Source organism: Pseudoalteromonas sp. SG41-1 (assembly GCF_014164575.1).
GTDB classification, from domain to species: Bacteria; Pseudomonadota; Gammaproteobacteria; order Enterobacterales; family Alteromonadaceae; genus Pseudoalteromonas; species Pseudoalteromonas rhizosphaerae.
Window position 1 is genome coordinate 360,283 of sequence record NZ_JACJFL010000002.1, and the last position, 23,802, is coordinate 384,084.

General features: G+C 41.2%; 18 protein-coding genes. 14 read left to right on the forward strand and 4 right to left on the reverse strand.

Annotated elements, in window-relative coordinates; translation table 11 throughout:
• Positions 1 to 94 precede the first annotated feature (94 nt).
• From H5203_RS03010 to H5203_RS03035, 6 genes are all read left to right on the forward strand, one after another.
• Positions 95 to 2,071: a TonB-dependent receptor gene (locus H5203_RS03010; RefSeq protein ID WP_182732495.1), complete on the forward strand. Its 1,977-nt coding sequence runs from the start codon at positions 95 to 97 to the stop codon at positions 2,069 to 2,071.
• Positions 2,072 to 2,107: 36 nt separating this feature from the next.
• Positions 2,108 to 3,844, forward strand: a complete 1,737-nt coding sequence (locus H5203_RS03015; protein ID WP_182819358.1) for an ATP-binding protein — start codon at positions 2,108 to 2,110, stop codon at positions 3,842 to 3,844.
• Positions 3,841 to 5,208, forward strand: coding sequence for a sigma-54 dependent transcriptional regulator (locus H5203_RS03020; RefSeq protein ID WP_145236154.1), 1,368 nt, complete (start codon positions 3,841 to 3,843; stop codon positions 5,206 to 5,208). The genes H5203_RS03015 and H5203_RS03020 overlap by 4 nt, the downstream gene beginning before the upstream one ends.
• Positions 5,209 to 5,436: 228 nt before the next feature.
• Positions 5,437 to 6,399 carry a porin gene (locus H5203_RS03025; protein ID WP_182819359.1) on the forward strand — a complete coding sequence of 321 codons (963 nt, stop codon included), beginning with the start codon at positions 5,437 to 5,439 and terminating at the stop codon, positions 6,397 to 6,399.
• 11 nt (positions 6,400 to 6,410) lie between these two features.
• Entirely contained in the window at positions 6,411 to 7,886 is a 1,476-nt protein-coding gene (locus H5203_RS03030) for a DASS family sodium-coupled anion symporter (protein WP_145236148.1), read from the forward strand.
• 110 nt (positions 7,887 to 7,996) lie between these two features.
• Positions 7,997 to 9,427 carry a coniferyl aldehyde dehydrogenase gene (locus H5203_RS03035; protein WP_259398280.1) on the forward strand — a complete coding sequence of 477 codons (1,431 nt, stop codon included), beginning with the start codon at positions 7,997 to 7,999 and terminating at the stop codon, positions 9,425 to 9,427.
• Between the two features lie 40 nt (positions 9,428 to 9,467).
• On the opposite strand, the gene H5203_RS03040 is transcribed toward H5203_RS03035, so the two are convergent.
• The gene (locus tag H5203_RS03040) at positions 9,468 to 10,193 is read right to left on the reverse strand and encodes a tetratricopeptide repeat protein (protein ID WP_145236141.1); all 726 of its coding nucleotides are present in this window, start codon (positions 10,191 to 10,193) and stop codon (positions 9,468 to 9,470) included.
• Positions 10,194 to 10,725: 532 nt separating this feature from the next.
• Here H5203_RS03040 and H5203_RS03045 point away from each other — a divergent pair.
• Positions 10,726 to 11,592, forward strand: coding sequence for a DUF6279 family lipoprotein (locus tag H5203_RS03045; protein ID WP_182819360.1), 867 nt, complete (start codon positions 10,726 to 10,728; stop codon positions 11,590 to 11,592).
• Positions 11,593 to 11,721: 129 nt separating this feature from the next.
• Complete coding sequence (locus H5203_RS03050; protein ID WP_182734103.1) at positions 11,722 to 12,759, forward strand: GGDEF domain-containing protein; 1,038 nt, start codon at positions 11,722 to 11,724, stop codon at positions 12,757 to 12,759.
• Here H5203_RS03050 and H5203_RS03055 read toward each other — a convergent pair.
• Positions 12,756 to 13,700, reverse strand: coding sequence for a LysR family transcriptional regulator (locus H5203_RS03055; RefSeq protein WP_145236132.1), 945 nt, complete (start codon positions 13,698 to 13,700; stop codon positions 12,756 to 12,758). The genes H5203_RS03050 and H5203_RS03055 overlap by 4 nt on opposite strands.
• Positions 13,701 to 13,818: 118 nt before the next feature.
• On the opposite strand from H5203_RS03055, the gene H5203_RS03060 reads away from it, so the two are divergent.
• From H5203_RS03060 to H5203_RS03085, 6 genes are all read left to right on the forward strand, one after another.
• A complete protein-coding gene (locus tag H5203_RS03060; protein ID WP_149980115.1) occupies positions 13,819 to 14,985 on the forward strand; it encodes an efflux RND transporter periplasmic adaptor subunit in 1,167 nt (388 codons plus the stop codon).
• A gap of 8 nt (positions 14,986 to 14,993) precedes the next feature.
• Positions 14,994 to 18,149, forward strand: coding sequence for an efflux RND transporter permease subunit (locus tag H5203_RS03065; protein WP_149980116.1), 3,156 nt, complete (start codon positions 14,994 to 14,996; stop codon positions 18,147 to 18,149).
• A complete protein-coding gene (locus H5203_RS03070) occupies positions 18,142 to 19,518 on the forward strand; it encodes a TolC family protein (protein ID WP_182819361.1) in 1,377 nt (458 codons plus the stop codon). Before H5203_RS03065 ends, H5203_RS03070 begins: the two co-directional genes overlap by 8 nt.
• A 17-nt stretch (positions 19,519 to 19,535) precedes the next feature.
• Positions 19,536 to 20,561, forward strand: a complete 1,026-nt coding sequence (locus H5203_RS03075; protein WP_145236115.1) for a zinc-binding dehydrogenase — start codon at positions 19,536 to 19,538, stop codon at positions 20,559 to 20,561.
• 84 nt (positions 20,562 to 20,645) lie between these two features.
• A complete protein-coding gene (locus H5203_RS03080) occupies positions 20,646 to 21,050 on the forward strand; it encodes an NUDIX hydrolase (protein ID WP_182819362.1) in 405 nt (134 codons plus the stop codon).
• Positions 21,051 to 21,091: 41 nt separating this feature from the next.
• On the forward strand, positions 21,092 to 21,415 hold the full coding sequence (locus H5203_RS03085) for a GNAT family N-acetyltransferase (RefSeq protein ID WP_182758521.1): 324 nt from the start codon (positions 21,092 to 21,094) through the stop codon (positions 21,413 to 21,415).
• 102 nt (positions 21,416 to 21,517) lie between these two features.
• Here the strand turns inward: H5203_RS03085 and H5203_RS03090 are convergent, their stop codons facing one another.
• Together H5203_RS03090 and pqiB are read right to left on the reverse strand one after the other, a co-directional pair.
• A complete protein-coding gene (locus H5203_RS03090; RefSeq protein ID WP_182758522.1) occupies positions 21,518 to 22,141 on the reverse strand; it encodes a membrane integrity-associated transporter subunit PqiC in 624 nt (207 codons plus the stop codon).
• On the reverse strand, positions 22,141 to 23,796 hold the full coding sequence (gene pqiB, locus H5203_RS03095; RefSeq protein ID WP_182734109.1) for an intermembrane transport protein PqiB: 1,656 nt from the start codon (positions 23,794 to 23,796) through the stop codon (positions 22,141 to 22,143). The genes H5203_RS03090 and pqiB overlap by 1 nt, the downstream gene beginning before the upstream one ends.
• Positions 23,797 to 23,802: the final 6 nt, after the last annotated feature.

The following is a 23,802-nucleotide window of genomic DNA, read 5'->3' on the forward strand; positions in this document are numbered from 1 at the left end:
TCTCACGCCGTCGCGTATTTGTATTAATATTGTAAATAGCACGTTACTTATGATGTGCTAACTCCAATGAAAAATATAGGTGTAAAGCGGCGTAATGATTTTGAAGCAAACAGCATGTCTTTTTTTGTGTGTTTATACAACTCCCTTATTGGCGAGCGAGGCTGAGGATTTATTTGCGCTTAGCTTTGAGGATTTACTTGACGTTCATGTCGATATTGCCTCAAAAACCTTAGAAACTCTCGCTTCAGCACCTTCAACCATCACAGTTTTTAATCGCCAAAAAATAGCCTCGCTTGGGGTGAATAATGCGTTTGAATTGATGAATTTTGTTCCTGGTATGCAATCTACTCGTGGTGACTGGGTAGGCGCTGTACCAAAAGATCACGCAAGAGGTGTTTACCTTGATAGCGGCAATATCTTAGTGATGATCAATGGTGAACGTTTAAATGAGTCATCATTTGGCAAAGCGTCAGTTTATATCCCTTATATACCTATAGAAATTATTGATAAAGTTGAGTTCATACGTGGCCCTGGGTCTGCTTTATATGGCAGTAATGCATTCTTAGGGGTGATGAATATAGTGACTAAAAGCCAAAATAATGAAATGTCGCTGGCTGTGGGAAATGTAGGTCAAACCGGCGCTGCATTCTCGGTTAGTCATCAAGTTAATCAGCAAACACATCTATTTGCTAATGGCGCGTATAACCAGAAAAGTGGTAAGCGTTATCCACAAGGGGTAAACGATCCACTGCAATCAGTTTACTTTGAAGCGGGTGTCGATATCAATAAACTGGCTTTGAGAGCGCGTTATAATCAGGTTGAACTGAATGAGTTTTTAAACCTTGGTGGTTATTCTGACAGTAATCAACATCGTAGTGAGAATACTTTCCTATCTGTAGGTTATGATTGGCTTGAAACTGATACACGTACTTTGGCTACAAAAATAGCGTATGCACATCATCAAATACAAAGTGCTGGATTAATCGCACCTGCAGTAGCCTTACCCAATGCCAGTTATGATTTTTTTATTGGTCCTGATTGGCATACGACGGATTTAACAGTCAGTGTAGAGGCCAGTCAGCAATTTAATAATGGTTGGTCAATTAATTCAGGCTTGCAATATAGCCACGCAGAGCAACATAAAGCGGACTTACGTGTTAATTATTTTGATATTAACAGCGGTGAAATTATTGTTGAAGATCCGTTTTATCAAGGGGGGATTGTTACAATCAGTAATTATGCGCCATTTCAGAGTTTGCAATCTACCTTTGAAACCCGAAGTATTTATGGGCAAATCAAAGTGCCTTTTGCTGAGCAATTGACCTTATTTTTAGGGGCACGTTATGATGATGTTAAAGCGATAGACAGTAAATTATCGCCTCGCATTTCCGCAATCTATTCACCAACTCGCGCGCATACTTTTAAATTACAATACGGTGAATCGTTTCGCACTCCTGTGACGAATGAATTGTATTCAGATGATGATGTGACTAAGGGCAATCCAAACTTAAAGTCTGAATATGTTAAAACCACAGAGCTTGTTTGGCGCTACGAGGGACAAGATTGGCATATTAATTCGGTGCTTTTTTATAATCAACTTGTTGATTTTATTAATCTAGTGCCAAATTCAGCTGCCAATAATCAGTTTACCTTTGAAAATCAATTAGATGACATTAATCGTGGTGTTGAATTAGATAGCATGATCCACATTACTAGTGATTTATCAGTGGAAGCGACCTACAGCGAGTATTTTGATACGCCAATTAAGCCAACGTTTAAGCGCTTTGCTAGTGTGATTGCTAATTATCATCATCAGCAATGGGTGCTGAGCCTCAATAGTGTTTGGCGCGATGCCGTCAGTGGCCCGACAATGACAAGCGACTTTACTCAACCGGCTTACTTTTTGCTCGGCGGGGCTGTGAGTTGGCAATTTTCTGCACGCAGTGAAATTAGTTTTAAAGCCCATAATCTCTTAGATAAGCACTACCGTGTGTACGATCCAAGAGTCACAGATGGTGCTGTTGCTGGTGTCGGCAGTGAATACTCGTTACACTATCAAATCAAATTTTAAGTTTTAGGGACGCTCAGGTGTGCCCTTTGGTTGAACATGCTGCGTTTTCCCCGAAAAATATTAATCGCTGTTGCCATTTTAATCAGTGTATTGTTGCTTAGTTTTCTATTTGGCCGACACTATGATTTAAGTCATGCCAAGCAGCAAGCTGAACTCCAAGTGGGTCAATTGCGTAATTATCTTGATACCGAACTCTCTCGTTTTGCAACTATTCCTCATTTAGTTACTGATAACCAGTTACTCACTGCATTTCTCAGTGATACTGATCAGCCCGTGCAGCCTATTAATAATTACTTGGCTGATATCCAACAAGCCAGTGGTGCATCAGACGTCTATGTACTTAATCGTGAAGGGGATGTTATTGCATCGAGCAATTGGCAACTTGATTACAGTTATATCGGTAATAACTTTGCATTTCGTCCGTATTTTTCTCAGGCATTGGCGGGTAACAAAATTGCCTATTTTGCTCTTGGTTTACGATCTAAAGAGCGTGGCATTTATTTTTCTGAACCGATTTATCGCGATGGCCAAGTAATAGGTGTGGTCACCTTAAAAGTGAATGTATCTAAGTTTGAAACTGATCGACAATTACTGAATGCGTCCCACGCTAGCCATTTTTATTTAAGCTTAGACGATAATATTATTGCTATGTCCGATAGCCCATCATGGCGACTCAATTCGTTGCATAGCCTCACAGCAGCAGACTATCAACACTTTACGACAAGCCGACGCTACCTAGAGTATGTACCAAAAGTTATCACTGCTGAGCACATTACTAGCCAAGGGATGCCCCTGTTATACGTTAATGATGCGAATAAACGCAGTAAATATGTGCCTGCAAGTGCGCCGATTGAGCGACTTAATGCAAAAATAACTGTGCTTGTTGATATATCGTCGGTGAATATTAATCAACTAGGACGATTGTTTTGGTTGAGTGTGATTTATGCTGGGGGGTTAATGCTTTTTTACAGTTTAATGGCACGTTTTGCTGGCTATAAAAAATTACTTTTTTCTCGTCATAGCCTTGAGCAAGAAGTTATAGAGCGCACCCATGCACTCGAAAAAGCACAAACAGCGCTGGTGCAAACAGCCAAATTGGCCACCATAGGTCAACTTAGTGCTGGTATCAATCATGAGATTAACCAACCCTTGAGTGCTATGAGTACGTATTTGGTTAGTGCTAAGCGCTTGATTGCCAAAGGTGATATTGCAAAGGCCGCTGAAAATATTGTTATTGTGCAATCGCTGATCGAACGAGTACATAAAATTGTTGGACAATTAAAGCACTTTAGCAAACCAGCACAAACACAGTTAAGGGAGCAAAGCTTAAGCCAGCTACTTAAAAATGCCATGGTGATCGCCTCCGCGCAATTAAAGCAGGATGATGTCAACGTTAACGCCGCTGATATTGCTGACACTGTAAAAGTATGGGTTGATGGCATTAAATTTGAGCAAGTATTAGTGAATGTGATCACCAATGCCAGCCAAGCAATGGCTGACAGCACAGTGCGAGAGCTGAGTTTTGAGATAGAGCAGTTTGACGACCGCGTTAAGCTGTCTATTTTGGATACTGGGCCTGGTATCGAGTTACATGCGCTTGGGACTATTTTTGAGCCTTTTTATAGCACTAAATCAACTAATGGCCTTGGCTTAGGGCTATCTATTTCTAAGCAAATTATTAATTCATTTAATGGCTGTTTAAGTGCGCATAATCGCCCTGGCGGTGGTGCTCAATTCATTATTACCTTAGCAAGTACTAAAGGAGCGTTATGAATACGTTAGCAACTGATTGTAAACAGGTCATTGTTATTGATGACGAAGCGATGATCCGCGATTCACTTGACCAATTGCTGACACTCGAAGGCTATCAAGTACAGTGTTTTAGCGATCCAATGAGTGCTTTATCAAAACTTAATCGTCGTTTTAACGGGGTGGTGCTCAGTGATATTAATATGCCGAAAATGGATGGACTGGCTTTTTTAGAACAAGTTCAAGCATTTGATAGCGAATTACCGGTGATCTTTCTGACTGGATTTGCTGATGTATCAGTGGCTGTTAAAGCAATGCAATTAGGGGCTTACGACTTATTTGAAAAACCTCTCACTGAGCAGTTATTAGATTGCATTGCCAGAGCGTGCGATAAGCGTGCCTTGGTAATGGAAAACCGTGCTTTAAAATTAGCGGTAGAAAAAACGTCAGCCCCAGGTGTGCGGATCTTAGGGGAAACCGTGCAAATGCAGCAAATGATGCATCTGCTCAATGCGGTGATCGACACTCCCGCAGATGTGATGATTGAAGGTGAAACTGGCACCGGTAAAGAGTTAGTTGCACGCTTTTTACACGATCAAAGCAGTCGTTCAAACTGTAATTTTGTGGCAATTAACTGTGGTGCCATACCAGAGCAACTGATTGAAAGTGAACTATTTGGTGCGGCCAGTGGCGCGTTTACAGGGGCAACACACAGTCGCCAAGGTAAGTTTGAGTTTGCTCAAGGTGGTACGGTGTTTTTAGATGAGATAGAAAGCACACCGGCATCATTACAAGTAAAGTTACTTCGCGTTTTAGAAGAGCGAAAAGTGACCCCCGTCGGCGCTAATACCGCGGTTGACTTAGACATACGTATCGTTGCGGCAACCAAAGTTGATTTATTATCCTTGGTCGAAAAAGGGGACTTCAGAGCTGACTTATATTATCGACTCAATTTAGTGAGGGTAAGTATTCCGGCATTGCGTGATAGGAAAGCTGATATTCCTTTATTATTCAAACATTTTAGCTCTATTGCCGCGACTCGTTTTCATAAACCTCCGGCTCCTCTAAGTAGCGATATATTACAGCGTTTACTTAGTTACCAGTGGCCAGGTAATGTCAGAGAGCTTAGAAACCAAGCTGAACGAGCGGTGCTGCTGGGTGCTGAATTAGCGTTCGCCAATACCGAAAATAATAATGGCAGTGAGTTATCGCCCGATCTGAGTTTGGCGGAAAAAGTGTGCTTTTATGAGCAATCTTTAATCGAAGAAGCCCTTGAGCGCCACCAAGGTAGTATTAAAGAAACTATGAATACCTTACAGATTGCTCGTAAAACCTTGTATGACAAAATGAGTAAATATGGCCTCAATCGTGACATGTTTATTGATTAACCAGAGCTTTGCTTAAGTGATTTACCTGCTCAGCTTAATTTGATGGGTGGAAACAGTGACACAGACGCTTTGATAGTGTGTGGGATCCCGCACACTTTATTGTAAGTATAATTTAATTTTAAATTTAACTATCTGAATATATTAAACTTTACTTTTTTATAAGCAGTTGGCAGTAAACTTGCGTTTATTAGCGGGAACAACAAATGATCCTAACAATAAGGGCACACAATGATAATAATAGACAAAAAGCTAACCTCTGTTTTTGTAGCAACGAGTTTTGCAGCAGCTTGCTTTGGACAAAGTGTTCATGCTGCAGAGTATGACATTTATGGTAAAGCAGAAGTACAAATTGCTAATACTGACAACGGTGTAATGCGCTATGCTAAAAAAGGAACGCAAATCGATGCGCCTTTTTCACGCATTGGTGTGAAAGGGCAACATGTACTCACTGACTCGTTAAAAGCGGTATTTAAATACGAAGTGCAAGTAAAGGGCTTTGAGCACGATGATACCGATGAGCCATTTAGTACCCGTAATACATATTTAGGTTTAGCGGGAAATTTTGGTGAAGTTGTAGTTGGTCGAAACGATACACGCTTTAAGTATTCAGAAGGTAAAGTTGATAACTTCAATGAAACTCAAGCCGATATTGCTCAATTACTACCGGGTCAAGATCGCCTTGGTGATACCATAACGTATAGTTCAAAATCATATGCGGGTGCTCAGCTATCACTTACCTATGCTTTGAAGGATGACAGTGCCAATAATGAAGCCGGTTATGCCGCTACGTTAATTTATGGTGACCGTGGTTTAAAAAATAAAAATTATTATGTGGCGATCAGCCATATTGATTCACTCAATAATATCAACGCCAGTCGCATCGTTGGCGCGTGGCAAAAAAATGATTTACAACTAGGTGCTATTTACCAGCACAGTGAGTCAGTAGATGGTACTAAATCAGGAAACGGCTATGTGTTGAGTGCCAGTTATACCATTGACAAATGGCAGCCAAAACTACAATTTGCCAGTGATGACTCAACTATTCGCCAAAGTACTAAGGGCAGCCAGTGGACTGCAGGTGTGGATTATTTATTTGATAAACAAACTACCGCGTACTTATTCTATACTGACTTAGATTTGCAACAGCAAACGGATAGTAGCTTAGCCCTTGGCTTAAAGTATAAATTTTAAAGGGGTTGAATATGAGCACACAAACTTTAGACGATAAACCTGAAAAAAATCCAATGATACAGATCTTGCTGCTGTTATTGGGCCCTGCGGTCATGTTACTTACGTGTTTGATCGATCCTCCTGCTGGCATGAGTACCGCTGCTCTTCGTACTTCAGGATTAGCATTTTGGATGGCATCATGGTGGGTGAGTGAAGTAGTTCCTATTCCAGCTACGGCGCTATTGCCGTTGGTATTTTCTCCGTTGGCTGACATTGCTGCGATAAAAAGTGTCGCTGCACCGTATGCGCACCCCTTAATATTTTTGTTTTTAGGTGGCTTTTTAATTTCCATTGCGATGGAACGTTGGGGCTTACACAAGCGCATTGCTTTACGTACTATGCTCTACGCGGGCTCAAAACCGAGTTTGCAGATATTAGCGATGATGTTAGTAACGGCATTCTTATCAATGTGGATGTCAAATACTGCAACAGCAGTGATGATGTTACCTATTGCTATGTCTATCACCCATTTAGTGCAAAAATCTAATCCAAATAATAATGGTTTTGGTAAAGCACTGTTACTTTCTATTGCTTATGGTGCCAGCATTGGCGGCATTGCAACATTAATAGGTACGCCACCGAATGCATTGATGGCCGCTTATTTATCAGATAGTTATAAAATTGAAATTGGTTTTGCGCAATGGATGATGGTGGGTGTGCCATTGTCACTGACTATGTTGATCATCTGTTGGTTGTGGCTGACCAAGTTTGCTTACAAAGTTGATAAAACGGATGAAAAATCTAAAAAAGTCGACACCAAGTCACTATTTAGCTCGCAGTTAAAAGGTCTTGGCACCATGCAACGCGCTGAGAAAGGGGTGTTATGTGTGTTTTTATTTGCAGCTGTGTGCTGGATATTTAGACCTCTGATCGCTGATTTTTCTGGTTTAAAAATATCGGATACCGGTATTGCCATTGCCGCAGCATTATTATTATTTGTTTTGCCTGCTAATAAAGGCAGTGATGAACGTATTCTTGACTGGCAAAGTGCGGCAGGAGTTCCTTGGGGAGTGTTATTGTTGTTTGGTGGTGGCTTAACCCTAGCGGCACAAATAAAGTCATCAGGTTTGGCTGAATACATAGCTCATATGATTGAAGGCGTCAGCGCCATTCCATTAGTATTGAGTGTATTAGCAATTGCAACCTTAATCACTTTCTTAACTGAGATCACCAGTAATACAGCAACCGCAGCTGGATTTTTACCACTACTTGGCCCTGTCGCTGAGTCAGTCACAGGTTCGCCATTGGTCTGGGTTATTCCTGCGGCTATAGCCTGTAGTTGTGCGTTTATGATGCCTGTAGCGACCCCGCCTAATGCCATTGTGTTTGGCTCTGGGCAAATTCAAATGCGGGATATGATCAAAGCTGGCTTTGCATTAAATATTGTTGCAATTGCGCTGATCACATTTGTCACTATGACCCTTGCTGCATCGGTATTTAATTTTTAAGTAATTCAAAGTTACCCAACCGGAGCGCTATTCGTTTGTTGATAGCGCTCTATATTGCCCCTGCTAAGAAACAAAGTTATAGTGGTTAAATCTTTATTTTGTTTATGAGTATGCTTTTGTCTGACACTGGCACTGTATGTAACCCTGAGCTAAAAGCGCAATTTGATGAAATGCAGCTGCATTTTGATGCCCAGCCATATTTAGCATTATCACAGCGGATCCGTTTATTAAAATCTTTAAAACGTGAACTGTTGGCATTAGAGGCTGAATTGGTAGCTGCAAGCTCGAAAGACTTTGGCTTTCGCACTGCTTTTGATACGATTTTGGGTGATATACTGCCTACGGTCAAAACGATCAGCCACACCATCAAGCATTTACCTAAATGGGCAAAAAATTCTCCACGAAAAGCGGGTTTGAGCCTAGCGCCATCAAAAGTTGCTGTGAGCTATCAACCCAAAGGAGTGGTGGGAATAATTTCTCCATGGAATTACCCAATTCAATTATCAATCGTGCCGGTGATAACCGCAATTGCCGCAGGTAATCGGGTATTATTAAAGGTCAGTGAATTTACTCCGCACACCAATCAAGTAATCAAAAAACTATTTATCGGCGAGCTTAGCGAACATTGCGCAGTGATCGAAGGTGAAGCGCAATTAAGTCAACAGTTTAGCTGTTTGCCATTCGCACACTTATTTTTTACCGGCTCTACAGCTGTAGGGCGCCATGTTATGGCCGCTGCGAGTAAAAACCTTACCCCAGTAACTCTTGAGTTAGGTGGCAAATCGCCCGTTATCATTACCGCGCAAGCGGATATAGATAAGGCGGCTAAAGCTATTTTATTTGGTAAAATGACCAATGCAGGGCAAATTTGTGTTGCCCCCGATTATGTTTTAGTGCCGGAAAACTTACAGCATCAGTTAGTCAGAAGTCTCTGTAGCTTATATAAAAAACATTATAACTTAGGTGTCGAGGGTAAAAATTTAACCTCGGTTATTAATCACCACCATTTTCAGCGTTTAACCGATTTATTGGCAGATGCACAGCAACAGGGCGCACAGATAATTAAGCCGTTAGATGAAAACCAAAGCGACGAACATAAGCATCGTCTTGGTTTGCACATTGTGACTGATGTGAATGACAATATGAAGTTGATGCAAGAAGAACTGTTTGGACCAATTCTTGCGATTGTCAGTTATCAAGCTTTACCTCAGGCGATTGCATACATAAATCAACGTCCTCAGCCGTTAGCTTTGTACATAATGGGGCAAGATAAACAAATCAATGAAGGTATTCAACAGCAAACACAAAGTGGTACCTTCGCAATAAATGACACCTTAATGCAGGTGACTGCTGATGATGCGCCATTTGGTGGCTTAGGTCCTTCTGGGATGGGAAACTATCACGGTATAGAAGGCTTTTTAACCTTTAGCCATGCACGTAATACATTGAAAACGGGTGGTTTTAATCCTAAATTAGGATTGTTGTTGGCGCAAAATAAGATATTGATTAAAATACTTAAATGGTTGTACTTGCGGCCATAAATTGGCGTTAAGTACAATCCAATAGCGTTTTAACTGGCAGTTAAAACATCCGATCTTCGCCCGCATACAGCCCAGCTTGGATTTTTTCATACAATGCATCAGCTTTTTCTTTGGCTTCTGCAATTTGCGCAGGCATCAGCTTGCGCTCATCTAGCTTGCGACTGTGACTGGCATCTAAATTACCATTATACTCAGCAACAGTGTTCCAGATGTATGATTTTTCGATGTTTTTTTCGACTCCATGGCCTTCAAAATACATCAGCGCCATATTAAACTGTGCTAGCGTATAATTATTACCAGCGGCTTTTTCATACCATTTAATAGCTTCTTTATAATCTTGCGCAACGCCATCGCCGTTGGCGTACATCACACCCAAGTTAAACTGAGCAGCAGGTAAGTTTTTTGCCGCGGCTTGCTTAAAGAGTGAAACTGACATTTGTTTATCAAGTTTAACGCCTTTACCTTCTTGGTAAAGTACAGCTAATGCAAACATTGAGTCGACGTGGTTCTTTTTAACGCCTTGCTGGTAAAGTTCAGCAGCTTTGTGATAGTCGCGCGTTACGCCGTGGCCACCTTCATATAGCTGCCCTAGCTCGTAAATTCCTGGTGCAAAGCCTTTTTCTGCAAGGTAGTTAAACTCTCTAAGTGCATCTTCAAATTGACCTTCATTGGCTGCGCGGATCCCTTCTTCAAGTCCCGCATGAGCAACACCACAGATGCTAAGTGCACCGACCATCAACAATATCTTAAACTTCGGCTGCCACATGACAATACCTCCAATTAGCGTGTTACTGTTTAATTTTAGTCCCAACAACCACAATTGCCCAGCTTTGCACTATAAATGATAAAACTTAGACATAAGATACAGATATTACAGAAAATTTAAAGGAATAAAAAAAGCCCCTGATGGGGCTTTTTGGGTCATATCAACCGTCACCGATATGAACAATGTAGCAAGTGAGTGTGATCTTTTAATTATATTACTTGGGTCGAGTAAATAATATGCTCGAAGCGTCACCATCTTCATCAACAACTTTGTACTAAAGGGGCCCAGCATCCTTACTGGTCGATCTTCCCTAGGGCACTGAGGTCGGTACGTTCAATTCTTACAAGAAGCGCAAACGTGTCGTGTTGGGCTGCTTGGTGTTGATGCGATCGATTATTACTTGTATTTGAATGTGCGTCAATAGCTAAATGATAATTATTTCCATTTATTCGGTTTTATTTTAATCCCCTCATTTACATAATGCGCTAAGTTGATTAACGTAGTGCTATAAAGAACCGTAAGAAAAATAAAAATGTCTATAAAAAACATGTGCTTGAATTATAAATCCGCAGTGGTTGGTGTGTTTCTATTAGCTCTGACTGGATGCTCAGCTACATTTACCTACAATAATATAGGCTGGTTATCGGCGTTTTGGATTGATGACTACGTTGATTTATCGAAGCAGCAAAGCAAACAAGCTAAAGACTTAATTAAGAAAAGTCGGGATTGGCATCGTAAGACGCAATTACCTTTGTATCGACAGGATCTGTTGGCATTACAAAAGCTACTTGATGAAGACCCTTCAGAGCAAGCATTATTAACGTATTTTCAAGGCTTTAAAACACATTGGCAATCGTTAGTTATGTATGTAAGAGACGATCTTATTGAACTTGCTATTGGTTTATCCACGGAGCAAAGAGAAGCATTTGTTGCTGCCATTGCAGAGGATATAACAACAGAAAGTGACGAGTATAATGAACAAACCCCAACACAGCGTGAGCAAGATCGCCTTGAACGTCAGTTAGATACTTATAAACAGTGGCTTGGTAAACTGAGTGAACAACAAGTGTCTTTGATCACCCAAGCGAACAGCGAATTTCAAGCAACATTTTTATTAAGGCAAGCTTACAAGCAAACTCGGCTGGATAAACTCAAACAGGTATTTTTTGACAGCCAACTTAGCCGCGATCAGTTTATTAGCCAATTATCAGCTGTCATTACTGAGCGAGAGGTGTTTATGAGTGACGAATTAATTCGCTTAGATGCTGAAAATTCAAAGCGCTATGCGCGTTTACTTGTGAGTTTAAGAGCCACGTTGACAGCAAAACAGCGCCAGCATGCTAATGCTGAGTTCTCCGATATGTTAGAAGATATAGAACAATTAATTAATGATGAATAGGCTGTTAGTTGCTAAGATCTTAATTTTAAAAATTTTTTATAAAAATGAATATATCAAAAACAAATAGAGCTTGTACTCTTTCAATTAACCGTTAGACTGACTTTTTTTCGTTCGAATTAAAGTTAATCAATGGATATCGCAGCCTTAGATAGCGCTCAAGTATTACGTGAAAATTTACTGAAATGGATTTGTTTCTGTTTCGGAATTTTAGCGAGTGTTTTTACCTATTTTAATCTTTTTATTAATGACTTTTACTCATTAGGGATTTTAGAAGGGGTTTTTGCTATTTATTGTTTTTATACTTTTAACTATGCTCGGACACGAAAATTTCAGACTTGGCAGCCGTTATTATTGTGCCTTTGTATTATGCTATTAGTAATCTTGGGCACTTACCTTGCTGTTGTTAAGAGTGGCCTGTTCGTCTGGACTTTTACTTTACCTATATTATTTTATTTATTGTTAGGTTGTAAGTGTGGTTTTTACCTATCGTTGTTATTAGTTTGTGTACAAACGGCTGTGTTTATTAGTAAACCCTCCTTAGCACCATTTTCAGAGCTTAACCTGTACCTAAATATGAGTTTTAGCTATGTGATAGTTTGGGTTACTGCGCATATTTTTGAAGCGAGCCGAGCACAATTTTCAGAGCGACTAGAAAACCTTGCCTTGTTAGATCCGCTGACAAACACCGGCAACCGTTTAGCAATGAACCATTACTTTGAAGTTGAGTTGGTAGACAAAATTAATTTATTTATTATGGTGCTAGATCTTGATTACTTTAAAAAAGTAAATGACGAATTTGGTCATGATGTGGGCGATCAAGTTCTGGTTGAAATTGCCACTATATTAAGAGAAACACTTAACAAGGGGCGAGTTTTTCGTACTGGCGGCGAAGAGTTTGCACTGTTCATTCCTGATTCAAATCAACAAGAGTCTTATCAAATTGCTGAAAATATCAGAGTCGGTTTGCAAAGTACGGCTATCAATGTTGGTGCGCGTGAAATAAGTTTAACAGCAAGTATCGGTTTAGCTGCTTATCGTGATGGCGATAGCCTAAAACAAGCGATTAAAGCAGCAGATGAGCAACTTTATTATGCAAAAAAACATGGTCGAAACAATGTTTATTTTGACTCGCAGAAATACTCAGCAAAACTAGAACAGGTTTCTTAACCTAGATACATGTGCTCGAAACCGGGAATGTTACTTTCCCAAAGTGGTGTTTCTTTACCTAAGTGATCACGTATCGCATCAAAAAATAATCGTGTTCTTACAGGTAAATCACGGTGTGGATATACCGCGTACATCGCACTGTATTCTTGTAATTTGATGTCTGTTAATAAGGGCACTAAACGTCCTTGCTTTATTTCATCATTAATAATAAATGCTGGCGCGAGCACATAGGTTGTTCCAGAAAGCGTTTTATCGAGCAGTACCTCGGCATCATTGGCTCTAAACACACTCTTAATTTTTTGCTCTTGCGGTAGACCATATTGATCTACATAACGAATACCCTCAACGCGCAACGAAGTGCTGGAATAACTGGCTGCGGGTAAATCAATTAAGTCCTCTATTTTACTTGGCAATCCATACGTTTGAATAAACTCAGGTGCGGCTAATATTAGTAATCTATTGCGCGCAATTTTACGTGCGATCAGTGATGAGTCTTTTGGCTCACCGACCCGAAAAGCAAGATCAAAGCCTTCAGATACCAGATCAACTAACTTATCATCGAGTCTTAGTTCAACTTCTACTTGCGGGAAGCGTTTTTGAAAATCATTAATTACAGGTTGTAGATAACGCCTGCCGATAATGGTTGATGAAGTGATTTTTAATACACCGCGTGGCTCTTGGTGATAATTCTCGGCTAAACGTACAGTTTCACCTAGTAGTTGCCTCAACTCACTGGCCTTTTTAATCATTTCGGCCCCTGCAGCTGTCAGTGAAAATGAGCGGGTGGTGCGGTTCAGTAAACGTACTCCTAAATCATCTTCGAGACGACTTATTTGTTTTGAGATCACTGAACGATCAATATTACGGGTTTCTGCTGCTTTAGCGAATGAGCCTCGCTCAACGACTTCTAACAACATCAATAAGCGACTTGTGGTATCCATTAATTACTCACCAATATTTAATTGATGCCATATTGGCATTAATGAATTTAAAAATCTATGGTTTTTGTCCACAAAAATGTTCCGTAACATAGAAAAATACACTAAATGGAGCGTCGTCATGAACAAACACTTAATAGCTATTGCAGTTTTAGGGGCATCACTTGCCCTCACCGGTTGTGCAGAAGAGCCTGCTCAACAGAGCAATCAACCACATCTTCAACCAATAGATGTTGCCTCAGTGATCATTAAGCCAGTGCAAAACTGGCACACCTACACTACGCGTTTAGAAGCGCCGGAAGAAGTATCACTTATGCCACGTGTTGCCGGAGTTATTGAGCATATTGCGTTTAATGAGGGCGACGAGGTTAAACAGGGTGACTTACTGTTTAAACTTGACGCTCGCCCATATGCTGCGGTTGTAGCAAGTTTAGAGGCACAAGTAGTCAGTGCTGAAGCCGCTTTATCGCAAGCGCAAAGTGAAGCTAAAAGAGCGGTGCGATTAACCGAGCGAAAAGCGATTTCAACAGAGCAAGCGGAATCACGTACCTCAACGTTACGCCAACGTGAAGCACAACTTGCGGCCTTAAAAGCCCAGCTAATTGCAGCTAATTTAGATTTAGAATTTACAGATATACGTTCACCCATTGATGGTGTGATCTCGCGTGCAAATATTACCAAAGGTAATAATGTGCTTGCAGGGCAAAGTGTACTGACTTCAATCGTATCAAATCAAACTATGTATGCTTACTTTGATGTTGATGAACGTACTTGGAATAGTTCATTTGATGAAGTAACCGCCGCTGCTCATCAGCAAGTAGTCATGCAAAAAGTGGGTCAAAATGGCTTTGCACACACCGGTTATATCGACTTTATTGATAATCAAATCAATGCAGCAACAGGTACTTTGCGAGTTCGTGCACGATTTGATGAAAATACCGCCTTACGCGCCGGTTCATTTGCACGTATTAAGTTAGCGGCCAATGACGTTACAGAGCAAGTTATTGTGCCTGATAGAGCAATTGGCACCGATTTGAAAAATCGCTTTGTGCTCACTGTAGGTGAAGGCAATATTCTTGAATATAAACTGGTTACAACCGGTGAGCGCTATGGCAGTTTTCGCGCTATTACCTCGGGCTTAAAAGCTGGCGATGTGATTGCGGTTAATGGTCCTGCGCGTGTTGGACCTGGCATGCCGATTTCACCTAATACAGTGACCCTAGACACCACCGGTGTTGCTTTTACGTTATCGCCAACGGCGCAGCACACACTTATGGCTAAGAAGTAGGACGAATAATGAAATTTTCTCACTTTTTTATTCAACGACCGATATTTGCAGCCATGCTGTCATTGGTGATTTTAATTGCCGGTGGTATTTCGTTGTTTCAACTGCCGGTCAGTGAGTATCCTGAAGTTGTTCCGCCGACAGTTGTGGTAACTGCGAACTACCCAGGAGCAAATCCAACCGTAATAGCACAAACTGTGGCCACTCCATTGGAGCAAGAGATCAATGGTACTGAAAACATGTTGTATATGTTTTCCCAGGCGACCAGTGATGGGCGTATGACACTGACGGTAACGTTTTCATTGGGAACGGATTTAGATCGTGCGCAAGTACAAGTACAAAATCGGGTTAACAGTGCTTTGCCGCGACTACCACAAGAAGTGCAGCGCTTAGGCGTCGTCGCTGAAAAATCATCACCGGATCTAACCATGGTGGTGCACTTATTCTCACCGGAAAAAACACATGATACAGCGTATCTATCTAATTACGCTGACTTATATGTGAAAGACCAAATTGCACGTTTGAGTGGCGTAGGCGATGTAAAATTATTTGGTGGTGGTCAATATTCAATGCGAGTGTGGCTTAATCCCGATGCATTAGCGGCACGAGAATTAACCGCAATGGACGTCGTCAACGCATTGCGTGCGCAAAACCAACAAGTTGCAGCGGGTAGCTTAGGTGCACAACCTGCTTCAACAGACAGTCAATTTCAAATATTGTTAAATGTAAAAGGACGCTTAAACAGTATTGAAGAGTTTCAGCAAGTGATCATTAAAGTGGGTGAACAAGGTCAATTAACACGTCTAAGCGATGTTGCACGTGTCGATTTAGGCCAAAATACTTACTCACTTAGAGCTGAACTTGATAATCAACCAGCACTGGCGATGCCGATATTTCAACGTCCTGGCTCTAATGCGATTGAGCTTTCAGATCAAGTACGCGAAACCATGGCGCGTTTATCGAAAGATTTTCCAGCTGGTGTTGAGTACGACATTGTCTACGACCCTACGGTATTTGTTCGCGGTTCGATTGATGCGGTGATCAAAACGTTACTTGAAGCTATCGCGTTAGTGGTAATTGTAGTGGTGTTATTTTTACAAACCTGGCGTGCTTCGATTATTCCGCTTATAGCTGTGCCAGTTTCACTAATTGGTACTTTTGCGGTGATGCAGTGGTTAGGGGTCTCGATCAATACGCTGTCGTTATTTGGTTTAGTACTTGCCATAGGTATTGTGGTCGATGATGCTATTGTGGTGGTCGAAAACGTTGAACGTAACATTGAACAAGGTTTATCACCTCTGGAAGCAACGCGCGTGGCGATGACTGAAGTGACAGGGCCTATAATCGCGATTGCGTTAGTGTTGTGTGCAGTGTTTATTCCTACCGCGTTTATTAGTGGTTTATCAGGTCAATTTTATAAACAGTTTGCGTTAACTATTACTATTTCAACGGTTATCTCAGCATTTAACTCATTAACTTTATCACCGGCGTTGGCGGCACTATTACTTAAAAGCCATGATGCTAAACCGGATGCGCTGACGCGTTTATTAAATCGTTTATTTGGTCGCTGGTTATTTGCACCCTTTAATCGAGTATTTGACCGTGGCGCCAAAGGCTATCAAAAGCTGGTACAAAAACTAATGCGCATGAGCGTGGTAGTGGTGATTGCATACGTGGTTTTATTAGGCGGAACAATTAAGCTATTTGATGCCGTGCCGGGTGGTTTTATTCCTGCACAAGATAAGCAGTATTTAGTTGCGATAGCACAATTACCTGATGCAGCGAGTTTAGACCGTACTCAAGATGTGGTTAGGCAAATGCAAGAAATTGCACTGCAAGTACCTGGTGTTGCAAACACAGTTGCCTTTCCTGGCTTGTCGGTAAATGGTTTTACTAACAGTCCTAATAGCGCCATTGTATTTACACCGCTAGAAGCCTTTAGTGAGCGAAGCGATCCGAGTAAATCGGCGATGGCTATTGCGGCACAGTTAAACCAGCGTTTTAGTGCCATTGATGAAGCATTTGTGGCTGTATTCCCACCGCCGCCAATTCAAGGTTTAGGCACCACGGGTGGGTTTAAACTGCAAATTGAAGATCGCGGTAATAAAGGCTTTGAAACACTATTTAACAGTTTGCAAACGGTGATTACTAAAGCTCAGCAAGATCCTGCGTTAATGGGGCTCTATTCAAGTTTTAGAATTCAAGTACCACAAATGGATATTGATATCGACCGAGAGCAAGCGCTTATTCAAGGTATTCCATTGGATGAAGTATTTAATGCGTTGCAAGTGTATTTGGGCTCAATGTACGTTAATGACTTTAATTTATTTGGCCGTACGTACCAAGTTAATGCCCAAGCTGATGCTGATTTCCGCCTTGATCCAGAACAAATATTGAATCTAAAAGTGCGCAATAACCAAGGGAATATGGTGCCATTGGGCTCGGTATTAACGGCAACGCCTACAACAGGTCCTGATCGAGTGATGCATTACAATGGTTACCCAAGTGCAGAGCTTAATGGTAGTCCAGCGCCTGGTTACAGTTCAGATCAAGCACAGCAGGCAATTGAGCTGATCTTGGCTGATAATTTACCTACGGGTATTGAGTACGAATGGACCGAAGTTACTTTTCAGCAAATTCTTGCGGGTAATACCATGGTCTACGTATTCCCATTAGTGGTGTTATTAGTGTTCATGGTATTGGCTGCGCAGTATGAAAGCTTACGTCTCCCACTGGCTATTATTCTTATTGTACCAATGACAATATTCTCAGCATTAATGGGTGTATGGTTGGTTGGCGCTGATAATAATATTTTCACGCAAATAGCATTGATTGTATTGGTTGCCTTGGCTTCTAAAAATGCCATTTTAATGGTGGAGTTTGCACGCGATAAAAATAACCATGGGTTGAGTCATTTTGACGCTATTTTAGAAGCTTGTCGGATGCGTTTACGACCTATCTTAATGACGTCAATTGCCTTTACTGCGGGTGTCATTCCCTTAGTATTAGCAACGGGAGCTGGAGCAGAAATGCGCCATGCAATGGGCAACGCAGTGTTCTCGGGTATGATTGGTGTAACCGTGTTTGGTTTATTATTTACCCCTGTATTTTATATTTTGGTAACTAAAACCCGTAAAGTGACTACGCAGGAGCAAATTAATGAGTAAGTATAAGTTAACCGCTCTTGTTGTGGCGGGTTTATTAAGTGGCTGCGCCAGTAAAATTGATGAGCAGCAACAGCAAAATCAGCTACAAGAATTTGTTGCAACAACACAAATCGCAGCACAATTACAAGGTCAAGATGAGCTTAACTGGTGGCAACAATTAAATTCAACCCAGTTAAATAATCTTGTGATCAGTGCGCGCGCTAATAATCATGATTTGCACACTAGTCAGTTGCAGTTACAAAGCGCGCTTGCTCGTTTAGGTGGGCAAAAAGCACAGTATCTTCCCCAAGGTGCAGTGGCAGTTGATGCCACTCGCTCAAGTACTGGTAACGTTAACACGCGTCAATCGGAAGCCAATGTTAACCTTGATTGGCAACTTGATTTATTTGGTAAAGTAACTGCGCTTGTTGATGCTGCGAATGCAGGGGCAATGAGTCAAGCGGAACAATTGCGCGCTTTGCATATTGAAGTTGTTACCTCTGTGGTAAAAGGGTTTGTCAGTTTTCAAGGTAATAAGCAAAAACAGCAGATCATTAACCTACAAATTGAAGCATTAGAGCAAAGTATTGCGGTTCTGCGGGCTCGCGTTGAGGAAGGGGTCGCTAATGAGCTTGATTTAAATCGAACCTTAGCACAATTGAAGCAGCAGCAAGCTTTGTTGCCAGATATTGAATACGCGCAATTTCGTGATCTAGCAACGCTTGCGACGTTAACAGGGCAGTTACCTGCTGATCTAACCTTAGTTGATGAGCAAGCGCTGTTTGAGCATGCATTTACTGTAAGTTTAGCCACCCCAAGTGATGCCATTGCACTGCGTCCTGATATTAGCCAAGCATTATTTGAATTTAGCCAAGCTAATTCATTAAGCGTGGCTGCGAGTAAAGCATTATTACCTGATATCAGTTTAACGGCGTTTGCAGGTGTATTGAGCTTAGATAACAACCAGCTTTCTGACACTACGCAGCAATGGCAAGTTGCCCCAAGCATTCAGTGGTCATTATTGAGCTACCCTGCGTTATTGGCGCAACGTGATGCTCAGCAATATCTCAGTGAAGCCGCTTACAGCCAATATCAACAAGTGGTGTTGGAGGCATTAGCGCAGAGTGAACTTTCACTGCAGTTATTAGTCAAACAAACTCAACAACTAGGCTATGCCAAAGCACGTTATGAGTTTGCTAATAATGCCTTTTTACAAGCGCAGGCGATGTACCAAGAAGGGCAAATACCTTACTTAGAGTTGTTAGATGCGCGACAGGATGTTTTAATAGCGCAGGAAAATGCAATTGACTCAACGATTTCATCATTACTTGCTAAAGTAGACACTTACCAAGTATTTAATGGTCGTTGGAGTTATGCGTTAGTTAATTAAGTTAAGTTGAGTTTTTGATGCCACATACTGATCTTTTATCAACAATCCCCGCGACAATGCGTGCGATTGCGTTACTTGAACCTAATGAACAGATTAATTTATCTGAGCTTGAATTGCCGGTGCCTGATGTTGTAGACAACGAATTGTTGATAAAGGTTGAGTATGTTGCGTTGAATCCGGTTGATGCGTATTTTGCTAAACAAGGTTTTTGTAAATGGCACTATCCTCATACCCTAGGCCTTGATGCTGTAGGGGTGGTGGTAAAAGCCACTAAAGGGGTATTTCCAAGTGTCGGTACTCGGGTTATGTGGCATGGTAATGTTGGCGACCAAGGGGTGTTATCACAATACGCTAAAGTGCCTAACTTTGCTGTATCGCAAATTCCTGATAGCGTTACGTTACAGCAAGCCGCGACATTACCCTGCGCAGGGATGTCGGCATTAATAGCTCTTGATAAACTGCAATTAACCGAAGGTGATTCACTTTTAATTGAAGCTGGTGCGGGGGCCGTCGGTCAGTTCGCCATTCAATTTGCCAAACAACGTGGTGCTACGGTATTTACCACCGCGAGCAAACGCAACCATAAGCTTGTTAAACAATTGGGTGCTGATGTGGTGTTTGATTACAACGATAAAAAGCTTAGCGATAAAATTCGTAAAGAACTTGGTCCACAAGGCTTTGATGCGGTGCTCGATTCGATTGGTGGTGAAACCACGGTGCGTAATGTTGAATTAATGCGTTTTTGTGGCCGTATTGCGTGCTTAAATCCACTGCCTAAGTTTGAGCAGGAGCTGATGTTCAGACGTGCGCCAAATATAGGTATTGTTTCTTTAGGTGGAGCGTGGTTAGCAAACAGTTTATGTGCTCAGCAAAAAATGAGTTTTATGGGCAATTTATTGCTAGACAATTTAGCCAGTGGCAGTATCAAAATACCGCAGATCATTGAGGTTGAATTTAACGCCAGTAGTATTTCACAGGCGCTGAATAAACAAATTGCTGGTGGCTTTACCGGAAAGCAGGTAGTGAAAATTAGCCATGATTAATTATTAACCGTGATTCATAATCTTTAAGCCTCGCAATTGCGGGGCTTTTTGTTATTGTTTAAGGTTATCAACTTAGGGGGAAAGATGGCATTTACAGATTTTTATCGACTCAGCGCCCATGGGGTGATCACTAATGCCAGCGGGGAGGTTTTGCTGCTAAAGGCAAGCTATGGCGAGCTAAGCTGGGGATTACCTGGTGGCGCCTTAGATGTCGGTGAAACTGTACATCAAGCACTCATACGCGAATGCCAAGAAGAGCTCGGCTGTGAAGTGAAAATTGAACACTTAACCGGTATTTATTATCACAAAGCGTTTAATTCTCATGCTTTTATTTTTAGAGTTAGTTTGTTAAAAGATGCTGTGATCACGCTCAGCGATGAACACTTAGCACATCGTTATTATAAATTGTCGGAGCTTTCCAAGGTTCAACAATATAGAGTCGCAGCCTGTTTAAATTATACTGGTACAGTTGATAGTGCTGCATTTTAATTTAGCTTAAACGATCACTATCATTAATAGGAAAACGAGATATGAATACGCAACGTTTAATTCTTCGCCATGGCCAGCTAAGTGATGCGTCGTTTATCTTGAGTTTATTAAATCAGCCGAGTTTTTATCGTTATATTGCTGATAAAGGCATTTATACCAAACAACAAGCCGAAGATTATTTACAAAAAACCTTTATTGATGGCCACCAACAGCAAGGTTTTGGACCTTATATTGCGGCAAATAAACAAGGCATTGCCATGGGCATGGTGGGCTTGTTCCAACGAGAAGCACTAGCAGTGCCTATGAAGCGGCTGCAAAACTATTACACGCGTATCAAGGTAAGTTCAGCTACATTGCCGCGATAGCCGATGCTGACAATACCGCTTCGCATGGGTTATTAAATAAACTCGGGTTTGGGTATATAGGCAAAGCAGTGCTTAATAATGATGGCACTGCTTTAGTGGTGTTTATTCTTGAATAAGAACGCTCAGGGTGGTTGCTACCTGTTGATTAATATTCTGCCAGTTTTGCTCTAAGCTTTCGACAAGGCCTTCGTAATCATCACCAGTTAAAGGGTTAACCTCACTAAAATAATGAATTGCTTTTAAAGAGCGGCCACTTTCAAACGACGTATAATACAGGCGCCACAAACCAGAAATATCCGCATTACCTTGGTTATCACCATTGAAATGATGTAGCTCATATTCTAATTCATAATAACTTTGCTGATCTTTGTCTGTTATAACAGGTAATCCTTTGACCACCATCCAGTTATCAAGCGTGGTAAATAATGTTTGATGGGCGCTTGCTGTTAGCATTTGATCTGGCGCTTCACTCCATAAGTGATAATTAGCAGCATTGACCTGATTATTATCCATTTTCATTGCAATACCACGGTTATTTAATGCGCCTCGTAAACTTACTGTATTGATCCGTAATTGAGCTGATGTGTCAGTGCTACTGCGCTGCATTGGTTTAATACTTTGCTCAAACTGGTAGTATTTAACGGGTGTATTAAGTGATTGGCTACAACCTGATAATAATAGCACCCCAATAACAGCAAAAAATTGTATACGTAAAAATGTCCGCATTATTGTTTCCTCGGCGTTGGATCGGCAGGCAATGATTTATCAAAAATAAACATATTTGGTTGCTCATTTAAGCCACGCGAGAGTGGCTGTAGCTCTTCACTTAAACGCTTAAACTCTGAGAGTGTTTGTTGTAATTGCTGATGAAATGAGGAGCCTTGTTGATAACTGGCCATGGTTTTTTCAAACTGTTTCATGGTGACATCAAATTGCTGCATACTTTTTGTCATTTCAGCAAAATTACGATTAATATCACCGGGTAAATTTTGGGTATCTTGTTTACTTAACAATGTACGCATTTCATTCGCCAGCGCTTGGTAATCAGCAAACGCGGAATCAATTTGCGCTAAGCTGTCTTCAATTTTTAAATTATTTACTTTATTTAATACGTCAGACACTTGATCTGCTAATACGGTAATGCCACTGGAGACACTCGGAAATACTTGATATTGAGACAGTGTTTCTAACTTAGCAGCTGGGGCATCGTGGTAGATATCAAAATCGACATACACAGCGCCAGTAAGCAAATTGCCTGGTTTTAAAGAAGCGCGCATGCCATTTTTGATCCAACCATCAACACTGCTTTGCCAAAATTGTTTGGCTGAGGCATTGTCATGGTAAATACGGCCATACTCTATTTTTATTAAAGCGGGCACTGCAGTATTATCAGTTCTAAAGTGTGCGGGTTTGCCATCGATCATCACATTCGCAGGTGCTTCTACAACAGTACCTACGCGCATGCCACGATATTCAACCGGTGCGCCGGCACGTAAACCTCGAATAGACTGCTCAAACTCAATTAGGTAATAATCAAAATTATAAAAGCGTTCCTCAAGAGCATCTTTGTAACTATTACTAAGCGAAAAGCTATGACCTTCTTGAGCAAAATCACCCGGCGATTGTTGTTCAGGCAAACCAACCGAGATCCCTCCTTTTAATAACCTGCTTAATGAACCTGTTTTTACATTAATGCCATCGGCAGATAAATCAATTTCAACACCCGTATTGACCCAGAAAATAGAATTTAAGGTGATCAGGTTTTGATAAGGTTCGTTGATGAAAATACCATACTTCATCGCTTGATTCTTCCAATCAAATGTCGCTGTTTCAACTTGACCAATTTTATAATTCTTAAAAAATATACCGGTGCCGACATCCATAACCTCAGCATCATAGCTGAGTAATGAAAAGCGACCGCCTTTGACATCTTTATCAATCAGCGCTGGCTCTTCTTGTAATTTAAAATGCTCTTTTGTTTTACTACTTTCACCTGGTGAAAATTCTAAATATACACCCGATAGTAACGTGCTCATACCGCTGATACCCGTTTCATCAATACGTGGTTTTACTACCCAGATGTTGGCGTCTTCCGTGAGTAAGCCATCATAATGTTTATCAATTTGAGCTCGAGCAATCACACTGTTTTTAGTATCAGAGAGGCGAACGTGATCAATTTGGCCGATTTTCACACTACGTACTTTTATTTCAGTCTTGCCTGCCACGATACCCTCAGCATGAGGCATTGAAATATAAATGGTTGCGCCTTTATTAGCTTGGTATTGGTAAAGCATCCACACACCAACGAGCAAAGCTATAACCGGTATGATCCAAATCGCAGAAATAATAGGTTCTTTTTTTATATTAGCCGTTTCACTCATGCTGTT